Annotated in this window: 20 protein-coding genes and 1 tRNA gene; 8 read left to right on the forward strand and 13 right to left on the reverse strand. The window is 65.6% G+C overall.

The window, feature by feature from the left end; all coding sequences use genetic code 11:
* Positions 1–3: 3 nt before the first annotated feature.
* From V9K97_RS12740 to V9K97_RS12785, 10 genes are all read right to left on the reverse strand, one after another.
* The gene (locus tag V9K97_RS12740; protein WP_012748606.1) at positions 4–483 is read right to left on the reverse strand and encodes a NuoB/complex I 20 kDa subunit family protein; all 480 of its coding nucleotides are present in this window, start codon (positions 481–483) and stop codon (positions 4–6) included.
* Positions 484–498: 15 nt separating this feature from the next.
* Positions 499–858, reverse strand: a complete 360-nt coding sequence (locus V9K97_RS12745; RefSeq protein WP_012748607.1) for an NADH-quinone oxidoreductase subunit A — start codon at positions 856–858, stop codon at positions 499–501.
* 64 nt (positions 859–922) lie between these two features.
* Positions 923–1,007: transfer RNA gene (locus V9K97_RS12750), tRNA-Leu, on the reverse strand.
* Positions 1,008–1,124: 117 nt separating this feature from the next.
* Complete coding sequence (gene secG / locus V9K97_RS12755; RefSeq protein ID WP_126749731.1) at positions 1,125–1,550, reverse strand: preprotein translocase subunit SecG; 426 nt, start codon at positions 1,548–1,550, stop codon at positions 1,125–1,127.
* A gap of 39 nt (positions 1,551–1,589) precedes the next feature.
* Positions 1,590–2,375 carry a triose-phosphate isomerase gene (gene tpiA, locus V9K97_RS12760; protein ID WP_337318422.1) on the reverse strand — a complete coding sequence of 262 codons (786 nt, stop codon included), beginning with the start codon at positions 2,373–2,375 and terminating at the stop codon, positions 1,590–1,592.
* The gene (locus V9K97_RS12765) at positions 2,369–3,367 is read right to left on the reverse strand and encodes an NAD(P)H-quinone oxidoreductase (RefSeq protein ID WP_337318424.1); all 999 of its coding nucleotides are present in this window, start codon (positions 3,365–3,367) and stop codon (positions 2,369–2,371) included. The genes tpiA and V9K97_RS12765 overlap by 7 nt, the downstream gene beginning before the upstream one ends.
* An 86-nt stretch (positions 3,368–3,453) precedes the next feature.
* Positions 3,454–5,781, reverse strand: coding sequence for a polyribonucleotide nucleotidyltransferase (gene pnp / locus V9K97_RS12770; protein WP_337318426.1), 2,328 nt, complete (start codon positions 5,779–5,781; stop codon positions 3,454–3,456).
* Positions 5,782–5,996: 215 nt separating this feature from the next.
* Complete coding sequence (rpsO, locus tag V9K97_RS12775) at positions 5,997–6,263, reverse strand: 30S ribosomal protein S15 (protein ID WP_007837783.1); 267 nt, start codon at positions 6,261–6,263, stop codon at positions 5,997–5,999.
* Between the two features lie 115 nt (positions 6,264–6,378).
* Positions 6,379–7,536 (reverse strand): pyridoxal phosphate-dependent aminotransferase, encoded by a 1,158-nt coding sequence (locus tag V9K97_RS12780; RefSeq protein WP_337318428.1) that lies wholly within the window; start codon positions 7,534–7,536, stop codon positions 6,379–6,381.
* A 12-nt stretch (positions 7,537–7,548) separates the two neighbouring features.
* Positions 7,549–8,838: a branched-chain amino acid ABC transporter substrate-binding protein gene (locus V9K97_RS12785; RefSeq protein WP_337318430.1), complete on the reverse strand. Its 1,290-nt coding sequence runs from the start codon at positions 8,836–8,838 to the stop codon at positions 7,549–7,551.
* Positions 8,839–8,959: 121 nt separating this feature from the next.
* Here V9K97_RS12785 and V9K97_RS12790 point away from each other — a divergent pair, with 121 nt between their 5' ends.
* Positions 8,960–9,331, forward strand: a complete 372-nt coding sequence (locus V9K97_RS12790) for an Hsp20/alpha crystallin family protein (RefSeq protein WP_258507990.1) — start codon at positions 8,960–8,962, stop codon at positions 9,329–9,331.
* A gap of 197 nt (positions 9,332–9,528) precedes the next feature.
* Positions 9,529–10,287, forward strand: a complete 759-nt coding sequence (locus V9K97_RS12795) for an esterase family protein (RefSeq protein ID WP_258507991.1) — start codon at positions 9,529–9,531, stop codon at positions 10,285–10,287.
* Here the strand turns inward: V9K97_RS12795 and tsaD are convergent.
* Positions 10,223–11,284 (reverse strand): tRNA (adenosine(37)-N6)-threonylcarbamoyltransferase complex transferase subunit TsaD, encoded by a 1,062-nt coding sequence (gene tsaD / locus V9K97_RS12800; protein WP_337296140.1) that lies wholly within the window; start codon positions 11,282–11,284, stop codon positions 10,223–10,225. The genes V9K97_RS12795 and tsaD overlap by 65 nt on opposite strands.
* Positions 11,285–11,361: 77 nt before the next feature.
* On the opposite strand from tsaD, the gene V9K97_RS12805 reads away from it, so the two are divergent.
* From V9K97_RS12805 to V9K97_RS12820, 4 genes are all read left to right on the forward strand, one after another.
* Positions 11,362–12,642 carry a nitrate- and nitrite sensing domain-containing protein gene (locus V9K97_RS12805; RefSeq protein WP_337318432.1) on the forward strand — a complete coding sequence of 427 codons (1,281 nt, stop codon included), beginning with the start codon at positions 11,362–11,364 and terminating at the stop codon, positions 12,640–12,642.
* A gap of 349 nt (positions 12,643–12,991) precedes the next feature.
* A complete protein-coding gene (locus V9K97_RS12810) occupies positions 12,992–14,236 on the forward strand; it encodes a CmpA/NrtA family ABC transporter substrate-binding protein (protein ID WP_157614755.1) in 1,245 nt (414 codons plus the stop codon).
* Between the two features lie 22 nt (positions 14,237–14,258).
* The gene (ntrB, locus tag V9K97_RS12815) at positions 14,259–15,197 is read left to right on the forward strand and encodes a nitrate ABC transporter permease (protein WP_337318434.1); all 939 of its coding nucleotides are present in this window, start codon (positions 14,259–14,261) and stop codon (positions 15,195–15,197) included.
* Positions 15,194–16,003, forward strand: coding sequence for an ABC transporter ATP-binding protein (locus tag V9K97_RS12820; protein WP_337296137.1), 810 nt, complete (start codon positions 15,194–15,196; stop codon positions 16,001–16,003). Before ntrB ends, V9K97_RS12820 begins: the two co-directional genes overlap by 4 nt.
* 25 nt (positions 16,004–16,028) lie before the next feature.
* Here V9K97_RS12820 and V9K97_RS12825 read toward each other — a convergent pair whose 3' ends face one another.
* Positions 16,029–17,321 carry an ANTAR domain-containing protein gene (locus V9K97_RS12825; RefSeq protein WP_337318436.1) on the reverse strand — a complete coding sequence of 431 codons (1,293 nt, stop codon included), beginning with the start codon at positions 17,319–17,321 and terminating at the stop codon, positions 16,029–16,031.
* A gap of 257 nt (positions 17,322–17,578) precedes the next feature.
* Between V9K97_RS12825 and V9K97_RS12830 the strand changes: the two genes are divergently transcribed.
* On the forward strand, positions 17,579–18,844 hold the full coding sequence (locus V9K97_RS12830; RefSeq protein WP_258508001.1) for an MFS transporter: 1,266 nt from the start codon (positions 17,579–17,581) through the stop codon (positions 18,842–18,844).
* A gap of 17 nt (positions 18,845–18,861) precedes the next feature.
* Here the strand turns inward: V9K97_RS12830 and V9K97_RS12835 are convergent, their stop codons facing one another.
* A complete protein-coding gene (locus V9K97_RS12835) occupies positions 18,862–20,562 on the reverse strand; it encodes a bifunctional protein-serine/threonine kinase/phosphatase (RefSeq protein ID WP_337318438.1) in 1,701 nt (566 codons plus the stop codon).
* Between the two features lie 84 nt (positions 20,563–20,646).
* Here V9K97_RS12835 and V9K97_RS12840 point away from each other — a divergent pair.
* Positions 20,647–21,467: NAD(P)/FAD-dependent oxidoreductase (locus V9K97_RS12840; RefSeq protein ID WP_337318440.1), on the forward strand; the 821-nt coding region annotated here is incomplete at its 3' end.

Genomic DNA, 21,467 nt, shown 5'->3' on the forward strand with positions numbered 1-21,467 from the left:
CTCTCAGGCGCGGGCAATGGTGTTGGTGCGGCGAATCTTCTGCTGCAGCTGGATCACACCGTAGAGCAAGGCCTCGGCGGTGGGCGGGCAACCCGGCACATAGACGTCCACCGGCACGATGCGGTCGCAGCCGCGCACCACCGAATAGCTGTAGTGGTAGTAGCCGCCGCCGTTGGCGCAGGAGCCCATGGAAAGAACCCAGCGCGGCTCGGGCATCTGGTCGTAGACCTTGCGCAGAGCGGGCGCCATCTTGTTGCACAGCGTGCCGGCCACGATCATCAGATCGGACTGGCGGGGGCTGGGCCGAAACAGCATGCCGAAACGGTCGATGTCGTAGCGGGCCGCGCCTGCGTGCATCATTTCGACGGCACAGCAAGCCAGACCGAAAGTCATCGGCCAGAGTGATCCAGTCTTCGCCCAGTTCACCACCGAGTCGTAGGTGGTGGTGACGAAGCCTTCCTTCATGACGCCTTCAATGGCCATTTTGATGATTCCTTGTCATTCCCAGTCGAGCGCGCCTTTTTTCCACTCGTAGGCAAAGCCCACGACGAGGATGGCGAGAAAGATCATCATGGCCCAGAAGCCGACGGCGCCGATTTCCTTGAGCGCAATGGCCCACGGAAAGAGAAAGGCAATCTCGAGATCGAACAGGATGAAGAGAATGGCGACGAGGTAATAGCGCACGTCGAACTTCATGCGCGCATCCTCGAAGGCCTCGAAGCCACACTCGTAGGGAGCGTTCTTCGCTGCGTCGGGCCGATTGGGACCCAGGATGTAGCCGATGACTTGCGGTGCGACACCTACACCGACACCGACCAAAATAAACAAAAGGACGGGGAGATAGGAATCGAGGTTCATCGGGAGATTTTCACCGCTTGCCACCGGCAGAAACGCTCTGGATGAGTTTTCTGCCGGTGAGATTTGGTGCGGTCGGCGAGACTCGAACTCGCACAGCTTTCGCCACTACCCCCTCAAGATAGCGTGTCTACCAATTTCACCACGACCGCGGTTTTTTGTTCGGATGGCATGAGGTACCTGTGAAGGTGTTTGGCTTTCCGAACAGCTTTAGAGTTTACCCTGAAATGGAGCCGTTTCTCACTGGCGACTCCATGAAAACAACTTGATTATTTGTTCGGGATCTGACCCGGGCCCGAAACAGGCGCGGCAGGAGCCGAGGCAGGCGCGTTGGCCGGCGCAGCGCCCGAGGTACCCGAGGGAATCTGGCCGGGAATTTGCCCTGCGGGAGCGGAAGCAGGCGTGGCAGGTGCCCCGACGGCTGCGCGCTCCAGCAGGCTGCCGCCGCCGGCGGGCCGTGCGTGGCTGAAGTAGGCCAGCAGCAACGTGCACACAAAGAACACCGCCGCCAGCACTGCCGTGGTGCGCGAAAGGAAATTCGCGCTGCCGCTCGCGCCGAACAGGCTGCCGGCGCTGCCGCTGCCGAAGGCCGCGCCCATGTCGGCGCCCTTGCCGTGCTGGATCAGGATCAGCCCGATCATTGCAAGGGCCGACAGCATCTGCACGCCGACCAAGAGATTGAGGACCACATTCATTCGTTCTTACTCCTAATTGATGTCAGCCGCCCCTCGCGTTCAGCGAGCGGCAGCGGAAATGATCTGCAAAAAGTCTGCTGCCTTGAGCGAAGCGCCGCCGATGAGGCCGCCATCGATGTCGGGCTGCGCCAGCAACTGGGCGGCGTTGGCCGCGTTCATGCTGCCGCCGTAGAGGATGCAGATGCCGGCCGCGTGTTCGCTGGCCGCATGGTGCAGTTGCGCACGCAGCACGGCGTGCACGGCCTGCGCCTGCTCGGGCGTGGCGGTCTTGCCGGTGCCGATGGCCCAGACGGGCTCATAAGCCACGACGATCTCGCTGATGCAGTGGCCATTGACGTGGATCACCGCGGCCAGTTGGCGCTTGACGACTTCTTCGGTATGCCCGGCTTCGCGCTCGGCCAGCGTTTCGCCCACGCAGACGATCGGCGTGATGCCGTTCGCGAGCGCAGCCGCCGTCTTGGCTGCCACCGCTTCGTCGGTTTCGCCGTGGTACTGGCGACGCTCCGAATGGCCGACGATGGCATAGCGCACGCCGAATTCCTTCAGCATGGCCGCCGATTGCTCGCCGGTGAACGCACCTTGCGGGTGCGCCGAAATGTCCTGCGCACCAAGTGCAATGGCTTTCGAGTCCGCCAGCAGCGATTGCAGCTGCGCGAAATACGGAGCCGGCGCGCAAAGCGCGACATCGCAACTGGCCGGCGCAGCAGCCAGGCCTTGCAGCAGGGCCTTCACCAGCGCCTCGTTGGCAGCCAGGCTGCCGTTCATCTTCCAGTTGCCGGCGATCAACTTCTTCTTGGCTGTCATCGTGTTGTTGCCCGTCACCATGTCAGCACGATCTTGCCGATGTGCTGGTTGGATTCCATGAGTGCATGCGCCTGCGCCGCGCCGCTGGGTTCGCCGCCCGCTGCAAAGGTGCTGTGGATCACGGGCTTGACCGCGCCGCTTTCGAGCAGCGGCCAGACCTTTTCGCGCAGCGCCTTGGCAATGGCGCCCTTGAACGCCACCGGCCGGGGACGCAGCGTCGAGCCGGTGATCACCAGCCGCTTGCGCAGCACCAGGCCCGCATTGAAGTCGCTCTTGACGCCGCCCTGCACCGCGATGATCACCAGCCGGCCGTCTTCGGCCATGCATTCGATCTCGCGCGCCACGTAGTCGCCCGCGACCATGTCGAGGATCACGTCCACGCCCTTGCCGCCGGTGAGCTTCTTCGCCTCTTCGGCAAAATCGCTCGTGCGGTAGTTGATGGCGTGGTCCGCGCCCAGCTTCTTGCAGGCTTCGCACTTGTCGTCGCTGCCGGCCGTGACGATCACCGTTGCGCCCAGCGCCTTGGCAATCTGGATCGCCGTCACGCCGATGCCGCTCGAACCGCCCTGGATCAGCAGGGTTTCGCCCTTTTGCAGGCGGCCCCGGTCGAACACGTTGCTCCAGACGGTGAAGAAGGTCTCGGGCAGCGAAGCTGCCTCGCTATCGCTCCACCCCTTGGGCACCGGAAGACATTGCGCCACGGGGGCCACGCACAGCTCGGCATAGCCGCCGCCGGCGATCAGCGCGCAGACGCGGTCGCCGATCTTGAAGCCCGCCTCGGCCAGGGCCGCGGCGTCGCCCGACACGATCTCGCCGGCGACTTCGAGGCCCGGCAGGTCGGAAGCGCCCGGCGGCACCGGGTAGTGGCCTTTGCGCTGCAACACATCCGGACGGTTCACGCCGCTGGCTGCAACACGGATCAATAGTTCGCCCACGCCGGCCACCGGATCGGGGCGCTCCACGGCGCGCAGCACCTCAGGGGCGCCGTACGAAGTGATTTCAATGGCTTTCATGGTCTTTGGCCTGCAACGCCCGTGTCCGGGCGTGGTTAGCTGTTTAAAAAGTTGGCAACGGCGGCAAAGCTGCCGTTGCGCCCTTCTTACTCTTGCGATTCGCGCGGTGCGTACGGCTGCTCGCCGGCGGGGGCCTGCGACTGCTCGTTGCGCGGCTGCTGCTGCTCGTTGTTGAAACGAGGCGCACGTTCGCCGCCGCGGTCACCACCACGGTCACCGCGGTCCGAACGTTCGCGACGATCGCCGCCACGATCACCACGATCACCACGGTCGCCGCCGCGGTCTTCACGCGGTGCGCGCTCCTGGAACTCCATGCCGGCCGGACGCTCGGTCAGGGCCTTCATGGACAGCTTGACGCGGCCCTTTTCGTCCGTCTCGAGAACCTTGACCTTCACGATCTGGCCTTCGCTCAGATAGTCGGTCACCTTCTCGACGCGCTCGTGCGCGATCTGGCTGATGTGCAGCAGGCCGTCCTTGCCGGGCAGCAGGTTGATGAGCGCGCCGAAGTCCAGGATCTTGGTGACCGGGCCTTCGTAGACCTTGCCGATTTCGACTTCAGCGGTGATCTGCTCGATGCGGCGCTTGGCGAACTCCGCCTTTTCCGGATCGGTCGAGGCAATGGTGATGGTGCCGTCTTCGTCGATGTTGATCGTCGTGCCGGTTTCTTCCTGCAGGCCGCGAATGACCGCGCCACCCTTGCCGATCACGTCGCGGATCTTCTCGGGATTGATCTTGAGCGTGGTCAGGCGCGGTGCGAACTGCGACACCTCGGTCTTGGCTTCGCCCATGGCTTCCTGCATCTTGCCCAGGATGTGCATGCGCGCTTCCTTGGCCTGCGCCAGTGCGACCTGCATGATTTCCTTGGTGATGCCCTGGATCTTGATGTCCATCTGCAGCGCGGTGATGCCGTTGGTCGTGCCGGCCACCTTGAAGTCCATGTCGCCCAGGTGATCTTCGTCGCCCAGGATGTCGGTCAGCACCGCAAAGCGGTTGTCCTCCTTGATCAGGCCCATGGCAATGCCGGCCACGTGCGCCTTCATCGGCACGCCGGCGTCCATCATCGAGAGGCAGCCGCCGCAGACCGAAGCCATCGACGAGGAGCCGTTCGATTCGGTGATTTCCGACACCACGCGAATGGTGTACGGGAACTCTTCCTTGGTCGGCAGCACGGCGACGAGCGCGCGCTTGGCCAGGCGGCCATGGCCGATTTCGCGGCGCTTGGTCGAGCCCATGCGGCCCACTTCACCGGTGGCGAAGGGAGGCATGTTGTAGTGGAACAGGAAGCGGTCTTCGTACTCGCCGGCCAGCGCATCGATGCGCTGTGCGTCGCGCTCGGTGCCAAGCGTGGTCACGACTAGGCCCTGCGTCTCGCCACGCGTGAACAGCGCCGAGCCGTGGGTGCGCGGCAGCACGGAGTTGCGGATCTCGATGGGGCGCACGGTGCGCGTGTCGCGGCCGTCGATGCGGGGTTCGCCCGACAGGATCTGGCTGCGGACGATCTTCGATTCGATCGAGAACAGCAGGTCGTTGACCTTGCCGGCGTCGAAGGGCTCGCCGCTTTCCTTCAGCGTGTTCATCACGCTGGCATTGGCTTCGCGCAGGGCTTGCGTGCGGGCCTGCTTGCTGCGGATTTGATAGACGGCGCGCAGCTTTTCTTCGGCCAGGCTCTTGACCTTGGCGACGAAGGCTTCGTCTTCGGCCGGCGGCTGCCAGTCCCACACCGGCTTGCCGGCGTCGCGCACGAGTTCATGAATCGCGTTGATCGCGATGTTGGCTTGTTCGTGGCCGAATACCACGCCGCCCAGCATGATTTCTTCGCTGAGTTGCTGTGCTTCGGATTCGACCATCAGCACGGCGGCTTCGGTGCCTGCCACGACGAGGTCCATCTGCGAATCCTTGCGGGCGGTCTGGCCCGGATTCAGCACGTACTGGCCGTTGATGTAGCCCACGCGTGCAGCGCCGATCGGGCCGCTGAACGGAATGCCGGAAATCGACAGCGCGGCGCTCACGCCGATCATGGCGGCGATGTCGGCGTCGACTTCGGGGTTGAGCGACAGTGTGTGGATGACCACGTGCACTTCGTTCAGGAAGCCTTCGGGGAACAGCGGGCGGATCGGACGGTCGATCAGGCGGCTGGTCAGCGTTTCGTGTTCGCTGGGCTTGGCTTCGCGCTTGAAGAAGCTGCCGGGGATCTTGCCCGCGGCATAGGTCTTCTCGATGTAATCGACGGTCAGCGGGAAGAAGTCCTGTCCGGGCTTTGCCGACTTGGAGGCCACCACGGTCGCCAGGACCACGGTTCCGTCGATGTCGACCACCACGGCGCCGCTGGCCTGGCGGGCGATTTCACCGGTTTCCATGACGACAGTCTTGTCGCCCCATTGGAAGGACTTGGTGACTTTGTTGAAGAGGCTCATGTTTGCTCCTGTTTTGATAGCGATGGACCTGTATTCATCACAGGTTTCGCAGGGACGGAGGCTTCTCAGAACACGATGCCATTCCAGCGAAGCTCGGCGGGAACTTCATTGGAATGACACAGCTTCGCTCTGTTTTGGCACTCCGAAAGTGGATCGCGAAGTAAAAAACGCCTGAGCTAGCGGACTAACCCAGGCGTTTTTTCATGCGATTCGGTTTACTTGCGCAGACCCAGCTTGGCGATCAGCGCGGTGTAACGATCGGCGTCCTTGGACTTGAGGTAGTCCAGGAGCTTGCGGCGACGGCTCACCATGCGCAGCAGGCCGCGACGGCCGTGGTGATCCTTGGCGTGCGTCTTGAAGTGGGGGGTGAGCTCGTTGATACGGGCGGTCAGCAGTGCGACTTGCACTTCGGGGCTACCGGTATCGTTGGCGGCGCGGGCGTTGTCTTTGACGACTTCGGCCTTGATGGAGGCTGCGATCATGTTGAATTTCCTTGTTCCGGGATGTTTGACTTGCGGTGAGCGCTGGAACTGCCCTCACCGTGCGCCTTGCGGCATGCAAAGCCTCGGGATTATAGCTCGCCCGGGGCTTGCGCGTTTACTGTCTGGATAGCCAGGTTTTCAGGCGCTCCACCCCCTGCACAAGGCGCTGCGGGTCCTTCGAAGCGAAGCACCAGCGCAGCCACCCCTGGGCTTCCGGAGCAAAGGCATTGCCGGGGGCCAGGCCAAGGCCAGCCTCTACGACCAGGCGCTTGGCAAGCTCGAGAGAGTCGCCGAAGCCTTCAAGGCGGAAAAAGGCGTACATGCCGCCCTTGGCCGGGGCTACCTGCACACCGGGCAAGGCTTCCAGCAGCGGCACCAGGGTGTCGCGGCACTGTTTCAGGTGGGCGACCACGCGGGGCGTGATCTCCGCGGTGTGCTCGATGGCGGCAACGGCGGCGCGCTGGGTAAAGACGCTTGCGCAGGAGGTGTTGAACTCGATCAGCTTGCCGATGCCCTCGACCAGCGCGGGCGGCAGCACCAGCCACCCCAAGCGCCAGCCGGTCATGAGAAAGCTCTTCGAGAAGCTGTGTGTCACCACCAGCCGGTCGTCAGGCTTCGAAATGTCCAGGAAGCTCGGCGCGCAGCCGTTGGGTGTGGGCTCGAAATACAGCCGCTCATACACCTCGTCGGCCAGGATCCAGGTGCCGGTTTCGCGGCAGTGGTCGAGCACGGCCTGCTGCTCTTCGCGCGTCATGGTCCAGCCGGTCGGGTTGTTGGGCGCGTTGACGATCAGGAGCTTGGTCTTTGGCGTGATGGCCTTGCGCAAGGCTGCAAGGTCGAGCGTCCATTGGCCATCGGCAGGCACCAGCGACACCGTGCGCACCACCGCGCCAAGAATCGCGGGCTGCGCCGTGAGGTTGGGCCACACCGGCGTGACCGCGACCACTTCGTCGCCCGCATCGACCAGTGCCTGCACCGCCAGCATCAGCGCGCTCACGCCGCCGGAAGTCACGGCAATGCGCGAAGCATCGACCTTGGGGTGCAGCTTGCTGGTGTAGCCGGCAATTGCCTCGCGCAGTTCGGGCAGGCCGAGATTGTGCGCGTAAAAGGTTTCGCCGCGCTGCAGCGAGTCGATGGCCGCCTGGCGGATCACCTCGGGCGTGACTTCGTCGCTTTCGCCGAACCAGAAGGCGAGCACGTCGTCGCGGCCCAGACCGGCATTGGCAACCTCGCGGATCTTGGAGGCTTCGAGGTTGTGGATGGCTTCTCGCATGAGTTGGTTTTCCTAGCTTCTCTTCATCTTGCAGGTGGTCGGCAGTTCGGCGCGTTCGGGTGCGATGGTCTTGATCACGCGGAAGCCGTAGCCGGAGCCTTCGACATCGAACTGCACGCCCGGCCTGCCCTGCCTGTCCATCACGCCGACCACGAGTTGCTGCTGGAACTGATGGTCCGCCGCACGCATGCGTCCGCGCTGTCCGTAGAGGCTCACATCGGCCTGTTCGAGCGCCCGCGCCACGGCCGCCGCATCGACGCTGCCCGCGCGCTCGATGGCCTGCGCCAGCGACTCCACCAGCAGTTGCATGCGCATGTGCACGTAGTCGTCGGCAGGCTTGGGAAAGCGCGCGCGGAATGCGCGATAGAACGCCTCGGACTGCGCGGTCTGCACGTTGGGCAACCAGTCGGCCACCGCGATCACGCGGCCGATGCCTGCATCGCCGATGGCGGCCGGCGCACCGAGCGCGTTGCCGTAGAAGGTATAGAAGGTGCCGTTGAATCCACCCTCGCGCGCCGCCTTCACGAGCAGCGTGAGGTCGTTGCCCCAATTGCCGGTGAATACCGCCTGTGCGCCGCTTGCAATGATCTTGCCGGCGTAAGGCGCGAAGTCCTTCACCCTGCCCATCGGGTGCAGCTCGTCCCCGACGATTTCCACATCGGGCCGCTGCACGCCGAGTTGGCGTTTCGTCTCGCGCAGCACCGCCTGGCCAAAGCTGTAGTCCTGGCCGATGAGGTACGCGCGCTTGAGCGTTGCATCGTCCTTCACCACATCCATCAGCGCGGCCACGCGCATGTCGGCATGGGCATCGAAGCGAAAGTGCCAGAAGCTGCAGCGCTCGTTGGTGAGCACCGGATCGACCGCCGCGTAGTTGAGAAAGATCACGCGCCGCGACGGATCGCGTTCGTTGTTCTTTTCAATGGCATCGACCAACGCCGCGGCGGTGGCCGACGAGTTGCCCTGCAGCACGATGCGCGCACCGTCGTCCATGGCCGCGCGCAACGCCGACAGAGCTTCTTCGTTCTGCCCCTTGCTGTCGTAGCGGTCGAGCTGCAGCGGCCGCGCACCGCCGGGCACACCCGGCAGCTTGACGCCGCCGCGCGCATTCACGCGCTCCACGGCCCACAGCAGATTGCGAAACACCGCTTCTCCGGTGTTGGCGAAGGGACCGCTCATGCTCTCGATCAGCGCCAGGCGAATGGGCGCCGGCGGCGTTTGCGCCGTTGCGGCGAACGGGGCCGCGCATAGCGCCAGCGCCGCAAATTTCAAGGCCTTGCGACGCCAAATAAAGGGGGGATTCATTGTCTTGAAACGGTTGCGGCCGCGCCTAGATGTGGTGGCAAGCGGCACTCAGCATTGAATGGCCGCGCAGTGTAAGGGACACACATTCTTGTTCCCATTGTGTTCATTCAGGAGTTCTTTCATGTTTTTCGCACCCGCCCTTCATACCGCCCGCTTTGCTCCGCGTTCGTACGACCGCGCCTTCGAGCGCTTCGTCAACGAAGCCTTTGCCGGCGCACGCAAGTCGCCGCTCGTCGAACAGGACGACAAGAGCTGGACGCTTTCCATCGATGTGCCCGGCCTTTCGCGCGAAGACCTCACCATCGGCATCGAGGGCACCGTGGTCCGCATCGACAGCAAGGCCGAAGCCAAGCGCCAGTTCAAGGCCGCGTACGAGTTGCCGCAAGACATCGACGTGAGCGCGAGCGAAGCCAAGCTCGAGAACGGCGTGCTCACGCTGAAGCTGGGCAAGCAAGTGCCGGTGAGCCGCGTTTCGGAGCTGCAGATCAACTGATCTTGCAATGCCCACGAGAGGAAAGTGTCGTTAACTATTGTTTTTGACTTTGAAGACGCTCCCTAATCACAATAGGGCAGTGAATAACGTCACATCATGTGACGTATTCACATTTTTCTTCTTTTCTTCTTCGTGGGCGTCTCGCAAACGCACCGAATCGCTGACGGTGCGGATTCGGGTGCCCCTTAAGGCACGCCATGATCACGCACCTCAAGTCAGCCAATGACAATGAACGGTCCGATACGCTCCTGGTATTCCTGCCCGGTGCCTATCTCAAACCCGACGAATTCGAACGCGAAGGTTTCATCAGCGCCGTGCGAGAGCGCCATCTGGCCGCCGACTCGCTGCTGGTGGACGCCGACGTTTCCTACTACTACGACCAGACGCTCAGCGACCGCCTGCATGCGGACGTCATCGAGCCGCAGCGCGCCAAGGGCTACAAGTCGATCTGGCTCGTGGGCATTTCCATCGGCGGCTTCGGCGCGCTGATCCACGAGTTGTCCAGGCCGGGCTCGGTCGACGGCATCGTCGCGCTGGCACCCTACCTGGGGCGGCGCGTTCTGGGCGCCGAAATCCACAAGGCCGGCGGCCTGCGCACTTGGCAGGCGCCCACCGGCCCGCAGCCCGACGAGGAAGTCGACCGCAAGCTGTGGCCCTGGTTCCAGCAATACCTGGAACCCCAAAGATCCAAGAACCTGCCGCAGCTCTACCTGGGGTTCGGCCTGAGCGACCGTTTTGCGAGCAACCACAAGCTGCTGGCGGATGCGCTGCCCGAAGGCCGCGTGTTCACCACCGAAGGCGGCCACGACTGGCCGCAGTGGCGCCAGCTGTGGCGCAACATGCTCGACGTGCTGCCGGTGCCGTCGCTCGGCCGGGCGCAGCGCCCCGCTGCTACGCGGGCACCTGCGGCGCCGCCTCGGATGCCATCAGCGAAGCCATGGGCCATCGCGGCTTGACGTCGAAGGCATAGCGCGCGCTGGCCTGCGCCAGGCCCGACTGCAGCCGCATGGCGGCCGCCATTGCGATCATTGCGCCGTTGTCGGTGCACAGGTGCAGCTCGGGGTAGTGCACACGCACGCCGCGCCTGGCGCAGGCGGCGTTCAGTTGCTCCCGCAGGCTTCGATTGGCGCCCACGCCGCCTGCGACGACCAACCGCTTCAGGCCGGTCTGCCCGAGCGCGGCCAGCGACTTCTTCAGCAGCACCTCGACGATGGCCGCTTGCGTGGAAGCGGCCAGGTCGGCCTTGCTCGCCTCCAGCCCGGCGCCGAGCTTCTTGGCCTGCGTCAGCACCGCGGTCTTCAGCCCGGCGAATGAGAAATCCAGATCACCGCTGTGCAGGAGCGGCCGCGGCAGCTTGAACGCCTCGGCATTGCCCTCTTCCGCCAGCTTGGCCAGCCACGGGCCACCCGGATACGGCAGGCCCATGAGCTTGGCGCTCTTGTCGAAAGCCTCGCCTGCCGCGTCGTCGATGGTTTCGCCCAGCAGCTCGTAGCGCCCCACGCCGTCGACCCGCATCAACTGCGTGTGCCCGCCCGAAACGAGCAGCGCCACGAACGGAAACTCCGGCGGATCCGCACTCAGGAAGGGTGACAGCAGGTGCCCCTCGAGGTGATGCACCCCGAGCACCGGCTTGCCGAGCGCCGCCCCCAGGGCGCACGCCACGCCCGCGCCCACCAGCAAGGCCCCCGCAAGGCCCGGGCCGCGCGTGTAGGCGACCACGTCGATTTCGGCCAGCGAGCGCCCGGCCTCCGCCATGACGGCTTCGGTCAGCGGCAGCACGCGGCGGATGTGGTCTCGGCTGGCGAGTTCGGGCACCACGCCGCCATAGGCCTGGTGCATGGCGATCTGGCTGTGCAGTGCGTGCGAGCGCAACAGCGGCAGCGCGTCGCCGTGCGATTCGACCAGCGCCACGCCGGTTTCGTCGCAGGAGGATTCGATTCCCAGAAGAAGCATCCGCAGGAGTGTAGGCGCCGCCGAATGCCCGTGCGGCACGGATGTTGCAGCAAGCCTTTTGCCTCCCCTCCCCCGCCATGAAATCCGGACTGAATTTCCTGATCGCCGCCAGAAAGTGCGAAATCGACGAGCTCGACCAGCTCGCGCGCACCAGCGACCTGGTCGGGCTGATCGCCCGGCTGGTTCATGCGCTGCAGCGGGAGCGCGGCATGTCCAACGTGTTTCTCGCCTCGCGCGGGGTTCGCTTTGCCGACCAGCGCGACCCGCAGATCGCCGAATGCCTGGCGCTCGAACAGGAGGTGCGCGCCGGCTTCGACCAGCTCGAAACCGAAGGCCGCCCGGGCGCCACCGCGGGCAACAGCGCCCGCCTCTTCAGCCGCATTGCCTGGGTGCTTCCCGGCCTGGACGGCTTGCCCGCGCTGCGCCGCCGCGTCGGCGCGCTCGAACTGACGCCCGCGCAGGCCACCGCCGCTTTCGCCAAGCTCGTTGCCGGCCTGCTGGCGGTGGTGTTCGAGGCAGCCGACGGCGCCACCGACCCCGAGATTTCGCGCCTGCTCGTCGCGATGTTCAACTTCATGCAGGGCAAGGAGTTTGCCGGCCAGGAGCGCGCCTTCGGAGCCGCGTCACTGGCGGTGGGGCGTACCGACGAAGCGCAGCGCCAGCAATGGCTGCACCTCATCGAGCTGCAGGAGCGCTGCTTCCAGGTGTTCATCGACTTCTCGAGCAGCGGCGTGCTTGCGCTCTGGCACCAGAGCCAGTCCGACGCCGTCATGGCCGAGATCGAGCGCCTGCGCCGCATGAGCGTGACCTCGGCCCAGGCGGCCTCGGCGGCTGCGCCCGATCCCCGGCTGAGCCAGAACTGGTTCGACTGCTGCACCCTCCGCATCGACGCCATGAAGACCGTCGAACACCGGCTGGCGGAAGAACTGCGCGAACTCTGCGCCCGCAAGATCGCGCAGGCACGCGGCGAACTGCAGAAATACCAGGAGGTGCTCGGCACCCTCGCGCCGCAGGCCGAAGGCGCGGTCTTCTTCGACGACATCGGTGCGGAGGCCACGGCGCCGGCGCAGTACGGGCGGCATCTCGAACGCTCGGTGCTCGACATGGTGCAGGAGCAATCGCACCGGCTGCAGGCCATGAGCGAAGAGCTCGAAACCGTTCGCGCCTCCCTCAACGAGCGCAAGCTGGTCGAACGGGCCAAGGGCCTCCTGATGGCGCACCGCCGCATGAGCGAAAACGAAGCCCACAAGATGCTGCTGCAGACCGCCATGAACCAGAAGCGCCGCCTGGTGGACGTGGCCGAGTCGATGCTCGCCATGGCCGACTACCTGCCCCTGGATACGGCGTCGCGGCGCTGAACGGCCGCGTGCATTGCGTTCGAAATGGTGCGGCGCACAACAAGCGTGCATGGCGCCGACTTTCCGTCTCAGCTGCCCTGCGCACCCAGTGGCAGCCGCTCTTTTGCTGCCTATTCGATAGCAAAACACGGTCGATAAAGCTGGCACGCAGTTTGCTGAAGTAGTACATGGACCCCTGGGTCCGAGGCAGGCAGCACCCAACGGCGGGTGTTGCCCACCGAAATTGGACAAAGGCGTCCCCCATCCCGCAAGGGCTCGTTTTCGAGCAGCCCCTGCGCGGTGCGGGACGCCTTTTTTGTTTTCTGTCCTTCCTTTTGTTTGTTGTTGTTCTTCAACCGGAGCCCGCCACATGACCGACCTGCTGAAAACCCGCCTCAGCCGCCGCCGCGTATTGCAAGCCGCTGCCATTGGCGCTGTGGGAATCGATCCCGCCCTGCGCGCCGCCGTCTGGGCCCAGGGCTCCGACAAGCCGGAAAAGGAAGAAGTGAAGATCGGCTTCATTCCGCTGACCGACTGCGCCAGCGTGGTGATGGCCTCGGTGCTGGGCATCGACAAGAAGTACGGCGTGAAGATCGTGCCCAGCAAGGAAGCCAGCTGGGCCGGCGTGCGCGACAAGCTCTCCAATGGCGACCTGGACATGGCGCACGTTCTCTACGGCCTCGTCTACGGCATGCACCTGGGCCTGAGCGGCCCCAAGAAGGACATGGCCGTGCTCATGACCCTCAACAACAACGGCCAGGCCATCACGCTGTCGAAGAAGCTGGCCGACAAGGGTGCAGTGGACGCTGCCTCGCTCGCCAAGCTCATCGCCACCGAAAAGCGCGAATACACCTTTGCGCAGACCTTTCCCACGGGCACCCACGCAATGTGGCTCTACTACTGGCTGGCCTCGGCCGGCATCGACCCGTTCAAGGACGTCAAGAACATCACCGTGCCGCCTCCGCAGATGGTGGCCAACATGCGCGTCGGCAACATGGACGGCTACTGCGTGGGCGAGCCCTGGGGCCAGCGCGCGATCATGGACGGCATCGGCGTGACAGCGATCACCACGCAGGACATCTGGAAGGACCATCCGGAGAAGGTGCTCGGCACCACGGGCGACTTCGTCAAGAAGTACCCCAACACCGCGCGCGCCGTGACCGCGGCCATCATCGAAGCGGGCAAGTGGATCGACACCGGCCTGCAGAACAAGAACAAGATGGCCGAGACCATTGCCGACAAGAGCTACGTCAACACCAGCGTGGACGCCATCAACCAGCGCATCCTGGGCCGCTATGTCAACGGCATGGGCAAGAGCTGGGACGATCCCAACCACATGAAGTTCTACAACGGCGGCGCCGTGAGCTTCCCCTACCTGTCGGACGGCATGTGGTTCCTCACGCAGCACAAGCGCTGGGGCTTGCTGAAGGAGCATCCGGACTACCTGAAGGTGGCCACCGAGATCAACCGCATCGACATCTACAAGCAGGCCGCCGCCGCCACGCAGACGCCGGTTCCCAAGGACGTGATGCGCACCAGCAAGCTGTTCGACGGCTCCGTGTGGGACGGCAAGGACCCGAAGAAATATGCCGACTCTTTCAAGATCCACGTCTGAGACGACTGAGGAGAAACACATCATGGTCAGTGCCGTCTTCCATTCGCCCCTGGATGCCTCGCTCCCTCTCCCGCGTGCGGGAGAGGGCCGGGGTGAGGGTTCGCCCCGTGCAGAAGCTGCCCCCCTCCCCGCCCCACTGCCCAAAGTGGAGAAGGAGCAAAAGCAACGCACATCCATCGACCTGCGCGCCTTCTGGATGCGCGTGCTGCCACCGCTCGCGGGCTTCGGCCTGCTGGTGCTGATCTGGGAGCTGGTCGCCATGAAGAGCACCACCGGCTTTCCTTCGCCGCTCGCCACCTGGCAGCAGGCGCTCACGGTGTTCAGCGATCCGTTCTACAGCAAGGGGCCGAACGACCAGGGTGTGGGCTGGAACGTGCTCTCGTCGCTGCAGCGCGTGGCATTGGGCTTCGGGCTCGCGGCTGCAGTCGGTATTCCGGCTGGCTTTGCCATCGGACGCTTCGAGTTTCTTTCGCGCATGTTCAATCCGCTGATCAGCCTGCTGCGCCCCGTGTCGCCGCTGGCCTGGCTGCCAATCGGCCTGCTGGTGTTCAAGGGCGCCAACCCCGCCGCCATCTGGACCATCTTCATCTGCTCGATCTGGCCGATGGTGATCAACACCGCCGTGGGCGTGCAGCGCGTGCCGAGCGACTACATGAACGTGGCCAAGGTGCTCAACCTCAGCGAATGGAAGATCTTCACCAAGATCCTGTTCCCCGCCGTGCTGCCCTACATGCTGACCGGCGTTCGCCTGGCGGTGGGCACCGCCTGGCTGGTGATCGTCGCGGCCGAAATGCTCACCGGCGGCGTCGGCATCGGCTTCTGGGTGTGGGACGAGTGGAACAACCTCAACGTCGCCAACATCATCATCGCGATCTTCGTCATCGGCATCGTCGGCCTGGTGCTGGAGTTCGCGCTCATCAAGCTTGCAACCGCGTTCACGTTTGAAGAGGTGAAGTCATGAATGATGATTCCAAGTACATCGAGATCCACAACGTCGAGCAGCGCTTCAAGACCGCCAAGGGCAGCTTCCTGGCGCTGCAGGGCATCAACCTGAACGTGGCCAAGGGCGAGTTCATCACGCTCATCGGCCATTCGGGCTGCGGCAAGTCGACGCTGCTGAACCTGATTGCCGGCCTGACGACGCCCACGCAGGGCGTGCTGCTGTGCGCCAACCGCGAAATCAAGGGCCCCGGCCCCGAGCGCGCGGTGGTCTTCCAGAACCACTCGCTGCTGCCCTGGCTCACCTGCTTCGAGAACGTGTACCTCGCCGTCGAGCGCGTCTTTGCCGCCACCGAGAACAAGGCGCAGTTGCGCGCACGCACCGATGCGGCGCTTGCAATGGTCGGCCTTACGCCTGCCGCGCAAAAGCGCCCCGGCGAAATTTCGGGCGGCATGAAGCAGCGCGTGGGCATTGCACGCGCGCTCTCGATGGAACCCAAGGTGCTGCTGATGGACGAACCCTTCGGCGCCCTGGACGCGCTCACGCGCGCCAAGCTGCAGGACGAACTGCTCGGCATCGTGCAGAAGACCCAGAGCACCGTCGTCATGGTCACGCACGACGTCGACGAAGCGGTGCTGCTGAGCGACCGCATCGTGATGCTCACCAACGGCCCGGCCGCCACCATCGGCGAGGTGCTGAAGGTCGACATCGCACGTCCGCGCAACCGCGTCGAACTGGCCGAAGACCCGACCTATGTGCACGCCCGCAAGGCGGTGATCGATTTTCTCTACACGCGCCAGGCGCACGTGGAGAAGGTTGCGGCCTGACACCGCCGGCACGGCACAACCGGAGTCAGGACATGATGACTTGCAGGCTGTGCTCGTACCAGGCGGTGAGCCGCTCGAAAGTGTCCACCAGCGCTTCGCTGGAACGCACCAGCGTGGCGCGGCCTTCAGGGCTTTCGAGTGCCTGCACGCCGCCGACCAGGCGCAGCCATTCGTCCCGCGCGGCCGCCAGTGCGGCGCGAATCTCGGGTGAACTGAGGGGCGCGCGCTCCAGCTCCAGCAGCGCCGCCTCAAACTCGTTCATGGTCGGCAGCAGCCGTTCGCGCGAAGGCCCTGCAGCGAGCGCCGAAGCCAGCAACGCGTCCTTGGCCAGGCGCTGTGCGCGCATGCGCTGCCGCCCGCAGATGTTGACGATGCGCAGCGCACGGCGCGCGCCGGAGGCTTCGAGCGCATCGGTCAGCGCCTCGGCCGCGGCCAGCAGCTCGTCGCCGAGCTTGTCGATGTCAGCCAGCGCCTGCGGCACCGCGCGCGCCGCCAGCGCGGCGGAAAGCCCGCTCCACGCAGCTTGCACATCGCCCAGCGCGCCCGCGCCCGGGGCGCCCAGCTCAAGGGTGGCCAGATGATCCAGGTTCTGCTGCACCCGCTCGACCGATTGCGTGCGCAACACGCGCGCGCGCTGCACGTCGATGCCGGCGAGCATCTGCGCCGCAATCCGCACCAGCCGCTGCGACAGCATGCGCAGTTGCCCGGCGCGGTTGATCGCGTCGGCCCACTGCGCGGCCTCGATCACCGAGCGCGACACCTCGCCCAGCCGCAGGTTGGCATGCATGGCCGCGCCGCGGAGCAAGCCGAAGGCCTCGTCCTCCCCGATGCCGCGGGACGACATCAGCAGGCCCTTGGCGCGGTCGACCCATTTGCGTTCGTCCATGCGCGTGCGCAAGCCGTCGAGTTCGGTGCGCAGCGCGGCCTCGCGTTCACGCCGGACCGGCGCCAGGGTCATCAGCGCGCGAAGCGAGGTGCCATCGAAAGCTTCGATCGGCAGCCACGCATGCACGCCCAGAGCAACCAGCGCTTCGTGCTGGGCGCTGTCCAGCGGTGCGCTGACGAGGCTCAGCCCGCAAGGAGGCGTGCCCTTCCATTCGCCGACGGCATCGAGCAGCGCCTGCAGCTGTTGCGCCGGTGCGGGCAGCCAGGCCATCACCTGTTGCGGTGCAAGCTCACCCACCTTCTGCACCAGCGTGTGGCAGGTGCTCCGCTCGACGGCAGCGACGCCGGTACTCGCCAGCGCCTGCTGCAGAGGCTCCGGCAGCGGCGCGGATTCGGCGAAATCATTGGGCAGAACGACAAGAAGGGACATCATGGAAAAGCGGTTGGAGGCACGGCAAGCATAGGCCACGCCCGCGCATTTGCGCAGGCACGTCTCTTGCATCGACACGGGTGCGGTGTAACGAAGCACCGCTTTGGTGAGGCTGCAGGCTCCTGCATCCATCCTGGCTGCGCAATGGCCGGGAAGCACCCCCACGCCGACAGCGTTCGCTGCCGGCATTCCGCCCCAACCCCGTCCGTCGACTCGGCCCTCCACAGGCTGCGCCGCGGCATTTCGCACGATTGAACGCCATGTCCAGTTTCAGGACCTTCTTGCACTCAGGCCACGGCCCGACGCTGTTCGCGGCCTTTCTGTACTTCTCGTTCTCCTGCTGCATCTGGGTGCTCAACGGCGCCATGGCGCCGTTCATCGGCGAAACCTTCGATCTTTCGCCTGCGCAAAAGGGGCTGATGCTGTCGGTGCCCATCATCGCGGGTGCGCTCATGCGCTTTCCGCTCGGCATCCTCTCGCAATACATCGGCCGCAAGAACGCCACGCTGGTCGAAATGGGCCTTATCGCGGTGGCGATGCTGTTCGGCTTCTTCTTCGTGAAGAGCTTCAACGACCTGCTGGCCATGGGCGTGCTGCTGGGCATTGCGGGCGCCAGTTTCGGCGTGGCGCTGTCGCTGGGTTCGGGCTGGTTTCCGCCGCAGCACAAGGGCCTGGCCATGGGCCTGGTGGGCGCCGGCAACGTGGGCACGGCGGTGTCGGTGCTGGTGGCGCCGCCGCTCGCGCAATGGCTCGGCTGGCAGGCGGTGTATGCCGTGGCAGCCGCCGCCATTCTGGTGCCGATGGTCGTGATGGTGCTGTTCGCCAAGGAGCCGCCCGACGTCGACAGCCACGCGAGCTTCCGCGAGCACATTGCCTGCCTGTTCGAAAAAGACGGCTGGGTGTTCAGCCTGATCTACGGCGTGACCTTCGGCGGCTTCATCGGCCTCATCACCTTCCTGCCCTCTTACTACTACGACCAGTTCGGCGTGAGCAAGGTGCAGGCGGGGCAACTCACCATGCTGGCGGCCTTCATGGGCGCGGCGGTGCGCATCGTCGGCGGCTGGATCTCCGACCGCTGGGGCGGCGTGAACACGCTGACCGTAGTGCTGCTTGTGGTGGCCGTCGGTCTCGTGCTGGTGGGCATCTCGTCGGCATCGCTTGCGCTCACCACGCTGCTCCTGATCTTGTGCTTTGCCGCCCTGGGCGCGGGCAACGGCGCGCTGTTCCAGCTGGTGCCGCTGCGCTGGCCCACCAGCACCGCCGTGGCCGGTTCGATGATCGGCGAAATCGGCGCGCTGGGCGGCGGCCTGGTGCCCAACGCCATGGGCCTGTCGAAGCAATACCTCGGCAGCTACGTGTGGGGCTTCGTGTTCTTCGGCGTGCTGTCGCTCGTCATGCTGGGCGTGATGCGCGTGATGCAGATCCGCTGGACACGCACCTGGGCCGAAAAAGGCGGCCGTGCGCGCACCACGCCCTCACCGGCTCCGGCCAAGTACACCGCTCCACCGAAGGCAACGCGGCCATGACCCTTTTCCGTTCGCCGTCAGCGTGGCAGAAAAAGCAGCCACACCACGAGCAGTGCGTTGAACAGCAACGACACGGCGAGCGCGATCTTGTAGAGCGCGGCCGGGTCGCGGCGGATCAGCGGCGTGGCGGGCGGCGCACCCACCGGCCGGGACGCGCCCCGCTCCAGGGCGAGCAGCATTTCCTCGGCGGTCTCGAAGCGCTCGCGCGGATCGCGTGCCACGGCCTTGCGCACCAGATGGTCGAGCCACACGGGCACATCGGGCCGCAGGCGCGAGAGCGCGGCCGGGTCGCGCCGGTAGCGCGCCACCTGGTAGGGCTCGATCTCTCCGTAGGGCAAGTGTCCGCCGAGCCACTGGTACAGCGTGACGCCGAGCGCGAACAGGTCGCTCGCGGTGTCGGCGGGGGCGCCCTCCCATTGCTCGGGATTGATGTAGCTGGGCGTGCCCGCATGCAGCTCGCGCTGGGCCGCGCCTTCGCGGCCCGACAGCGCCACGCCCAGGTCGAGAATGCGCCAGCGGCCGTCATCGCCCAGGTGCAGGTTGCCGGGCTTGATGTCGCGGTGCACCACGCCGTGGCGGTGCAGCCGGCCCAGGGCCTTGGTCACGTCGATGGCCGCGGCGACCACCTCGGCCACCGCACCGCGCGCGCCGGATTTGCGCATCTGCTCCAGCGTGCGTCCGCCGTGCCAATCGAACACGATGTAGAGCGCGCTGGCGTTCTCGGCGCGCTCGTGCACGCGCACGAATCCACCGCTCCCCACGCGCTGGCCCAGCCAGGCTTCGTGCGCGAGCATCGCGCGCTCCTGCGGATCGCTGGCGCGCGAGGGGTGCAGCGTCTTGAGCGCGACCAGTTCGCGCGTGGCGGCATTGCGCGCCTGGTAGAGCAGGTGCACGCCGGTGTCGGCCACCAGCGCGGTGACCACGTAGCCGTCGAGCACGTCGCCCACCTTCAGCAAGGGCGGCGGGGCCAGTCGGCGGCCGTCTCCGAGCTCGTCGTCCAGCTGCCGCGGGTCGAGGCCGACAACGCGAATGACCAAGGCGGTCGCGTTGTCGCGCGTACCGGCCTCGAGAGCCGCGTTCACCAGCGCCTCGCTCGCCTGCTCGGCGCTGCCCTGCAAAGCGATAGCGGCCAGGCGCTGCGGCTTGAGCACACCGTGCACGCCGTCGGACGTGAGCACGAAGCAGTCGCCCACGCGCACATCGCCCTGCGCGTAGTCGACGCGCACCTGGTCGTCCAGGCCGATGGCGCGCGTCAAGCGGCTGCGCATGTCGGGATGCTCGAAGGCATGGTCCTGCGTCAGCGGCATGGCCGGCTCGCCGTCGGCGCGCACGCGCCATGCGCGCGTGTCGCCCACATGCGCGAGCGTGTAGCTCTGGCCGTGCAGCACCAGCGCCGTGAGCGTGGTGAGCGCGGTCGCGCTGCCTTGGCGCCGGCGGTTGTGATCGGCAAGCCAGGCGTTCTGCGCCGCCACCAGGCGGTCGAGCGCGGCGGTCGGCTCCCAGGTGTCGGGCGTGGCGAAGTAGTCGGCCAGGAGGCCCATCACGGTGGTCTGCGCCGCTTCCAGGCCGCGTCCGCCGGTGGACACGCCATCGGCAATGGCGGCAATGAGCCCGCGCGACTCGTCTCCCGGCGGTGCGTTGACGGCACCGGCAAAGTCTTCGTTCACTTCGCGCGGTCCGCGCTGGCTGCTGTAGCCGATGTCCACTTCAAAGCTCATGGCGCCATTCTCCATGTGCTTTCCACGCACTTTGCACGCGCACCGCGTGCTTCCTTTGCTTGAAACGTTGAAAGGCCCCACCCCATGAAGAAACTCAAGCTCGTGATGGTCGGCAACGGCATGGCCGGCGTACGCACGCTGGAGGAGCTCCTGAAGCTCGCCCCGGACATGTACGACATCACCGTCTTCGGTGCCGAGCCGCACCCCAACTACAACCGCATCCTCTTGTCGCCCGTGCTCGCGGGCGAGCAGACCGTGGACGAGATCGTGCTCAACAGCTGGGAGTGGTACACCGACAACCACATCACCCTGCACGCGGGCAAGAAAGTCGTCGAAGTCGACCGGGTGAAACGCATCGTGCGCGCCGAGGATGGCACCGAAGCGCCTTACGACCGCCTCTTGATGTGCACCGGCTCCAACCCCTTCATGCTCCCGGTGCCCGGCAAGGACCTCAAAGGCGTCATCGCCTACCGCGACATCGCCGACACCGACTACATGATCGAGACCGCCCGCACCCACAAGAATGCGGTGGTCATCGGCGGGGGCCTCCTGGGCCTGGAGGCGGCCAACGGCCTCATGCTGCGCGGCATGAGCGTCACCGTGGTGCATGTCATGCCCTGGCTCATGGAGCGCCAGCTGGACGACGTGGCCGGCAAGCTCCTGCAGAAGTCTTTGGAAGACCGCGGCCTGAAGTTCCTCATCGGTGCCCAGACCCAGGAGCTGGTGGGCGACGCGGACGAGGGCAAAGGCGGCCGGGTCAAGGCCATCCGCTTCAAGGACGGCACCGAGGTGGCCGCCGACCTGGTCGTCATGGCTGTGGGCATCCGGCCCAACACCGAGCTGGCCGAGCAGATGCGCCTGCACTGCAACCGCGGCATCGTGGTCAACGACACCATGCAGACCGT

The sequence above is a fragment of the Variovorax sp. CCNWLW186 genome (assembly GCF_037203865.1).
Taxonomy (GTDB): domain Bacteria; phylum Pseudomonadota; class Gammaproteobacteria; order Burkholderiales; family Burkholderiaceae_C; genus Variovorax.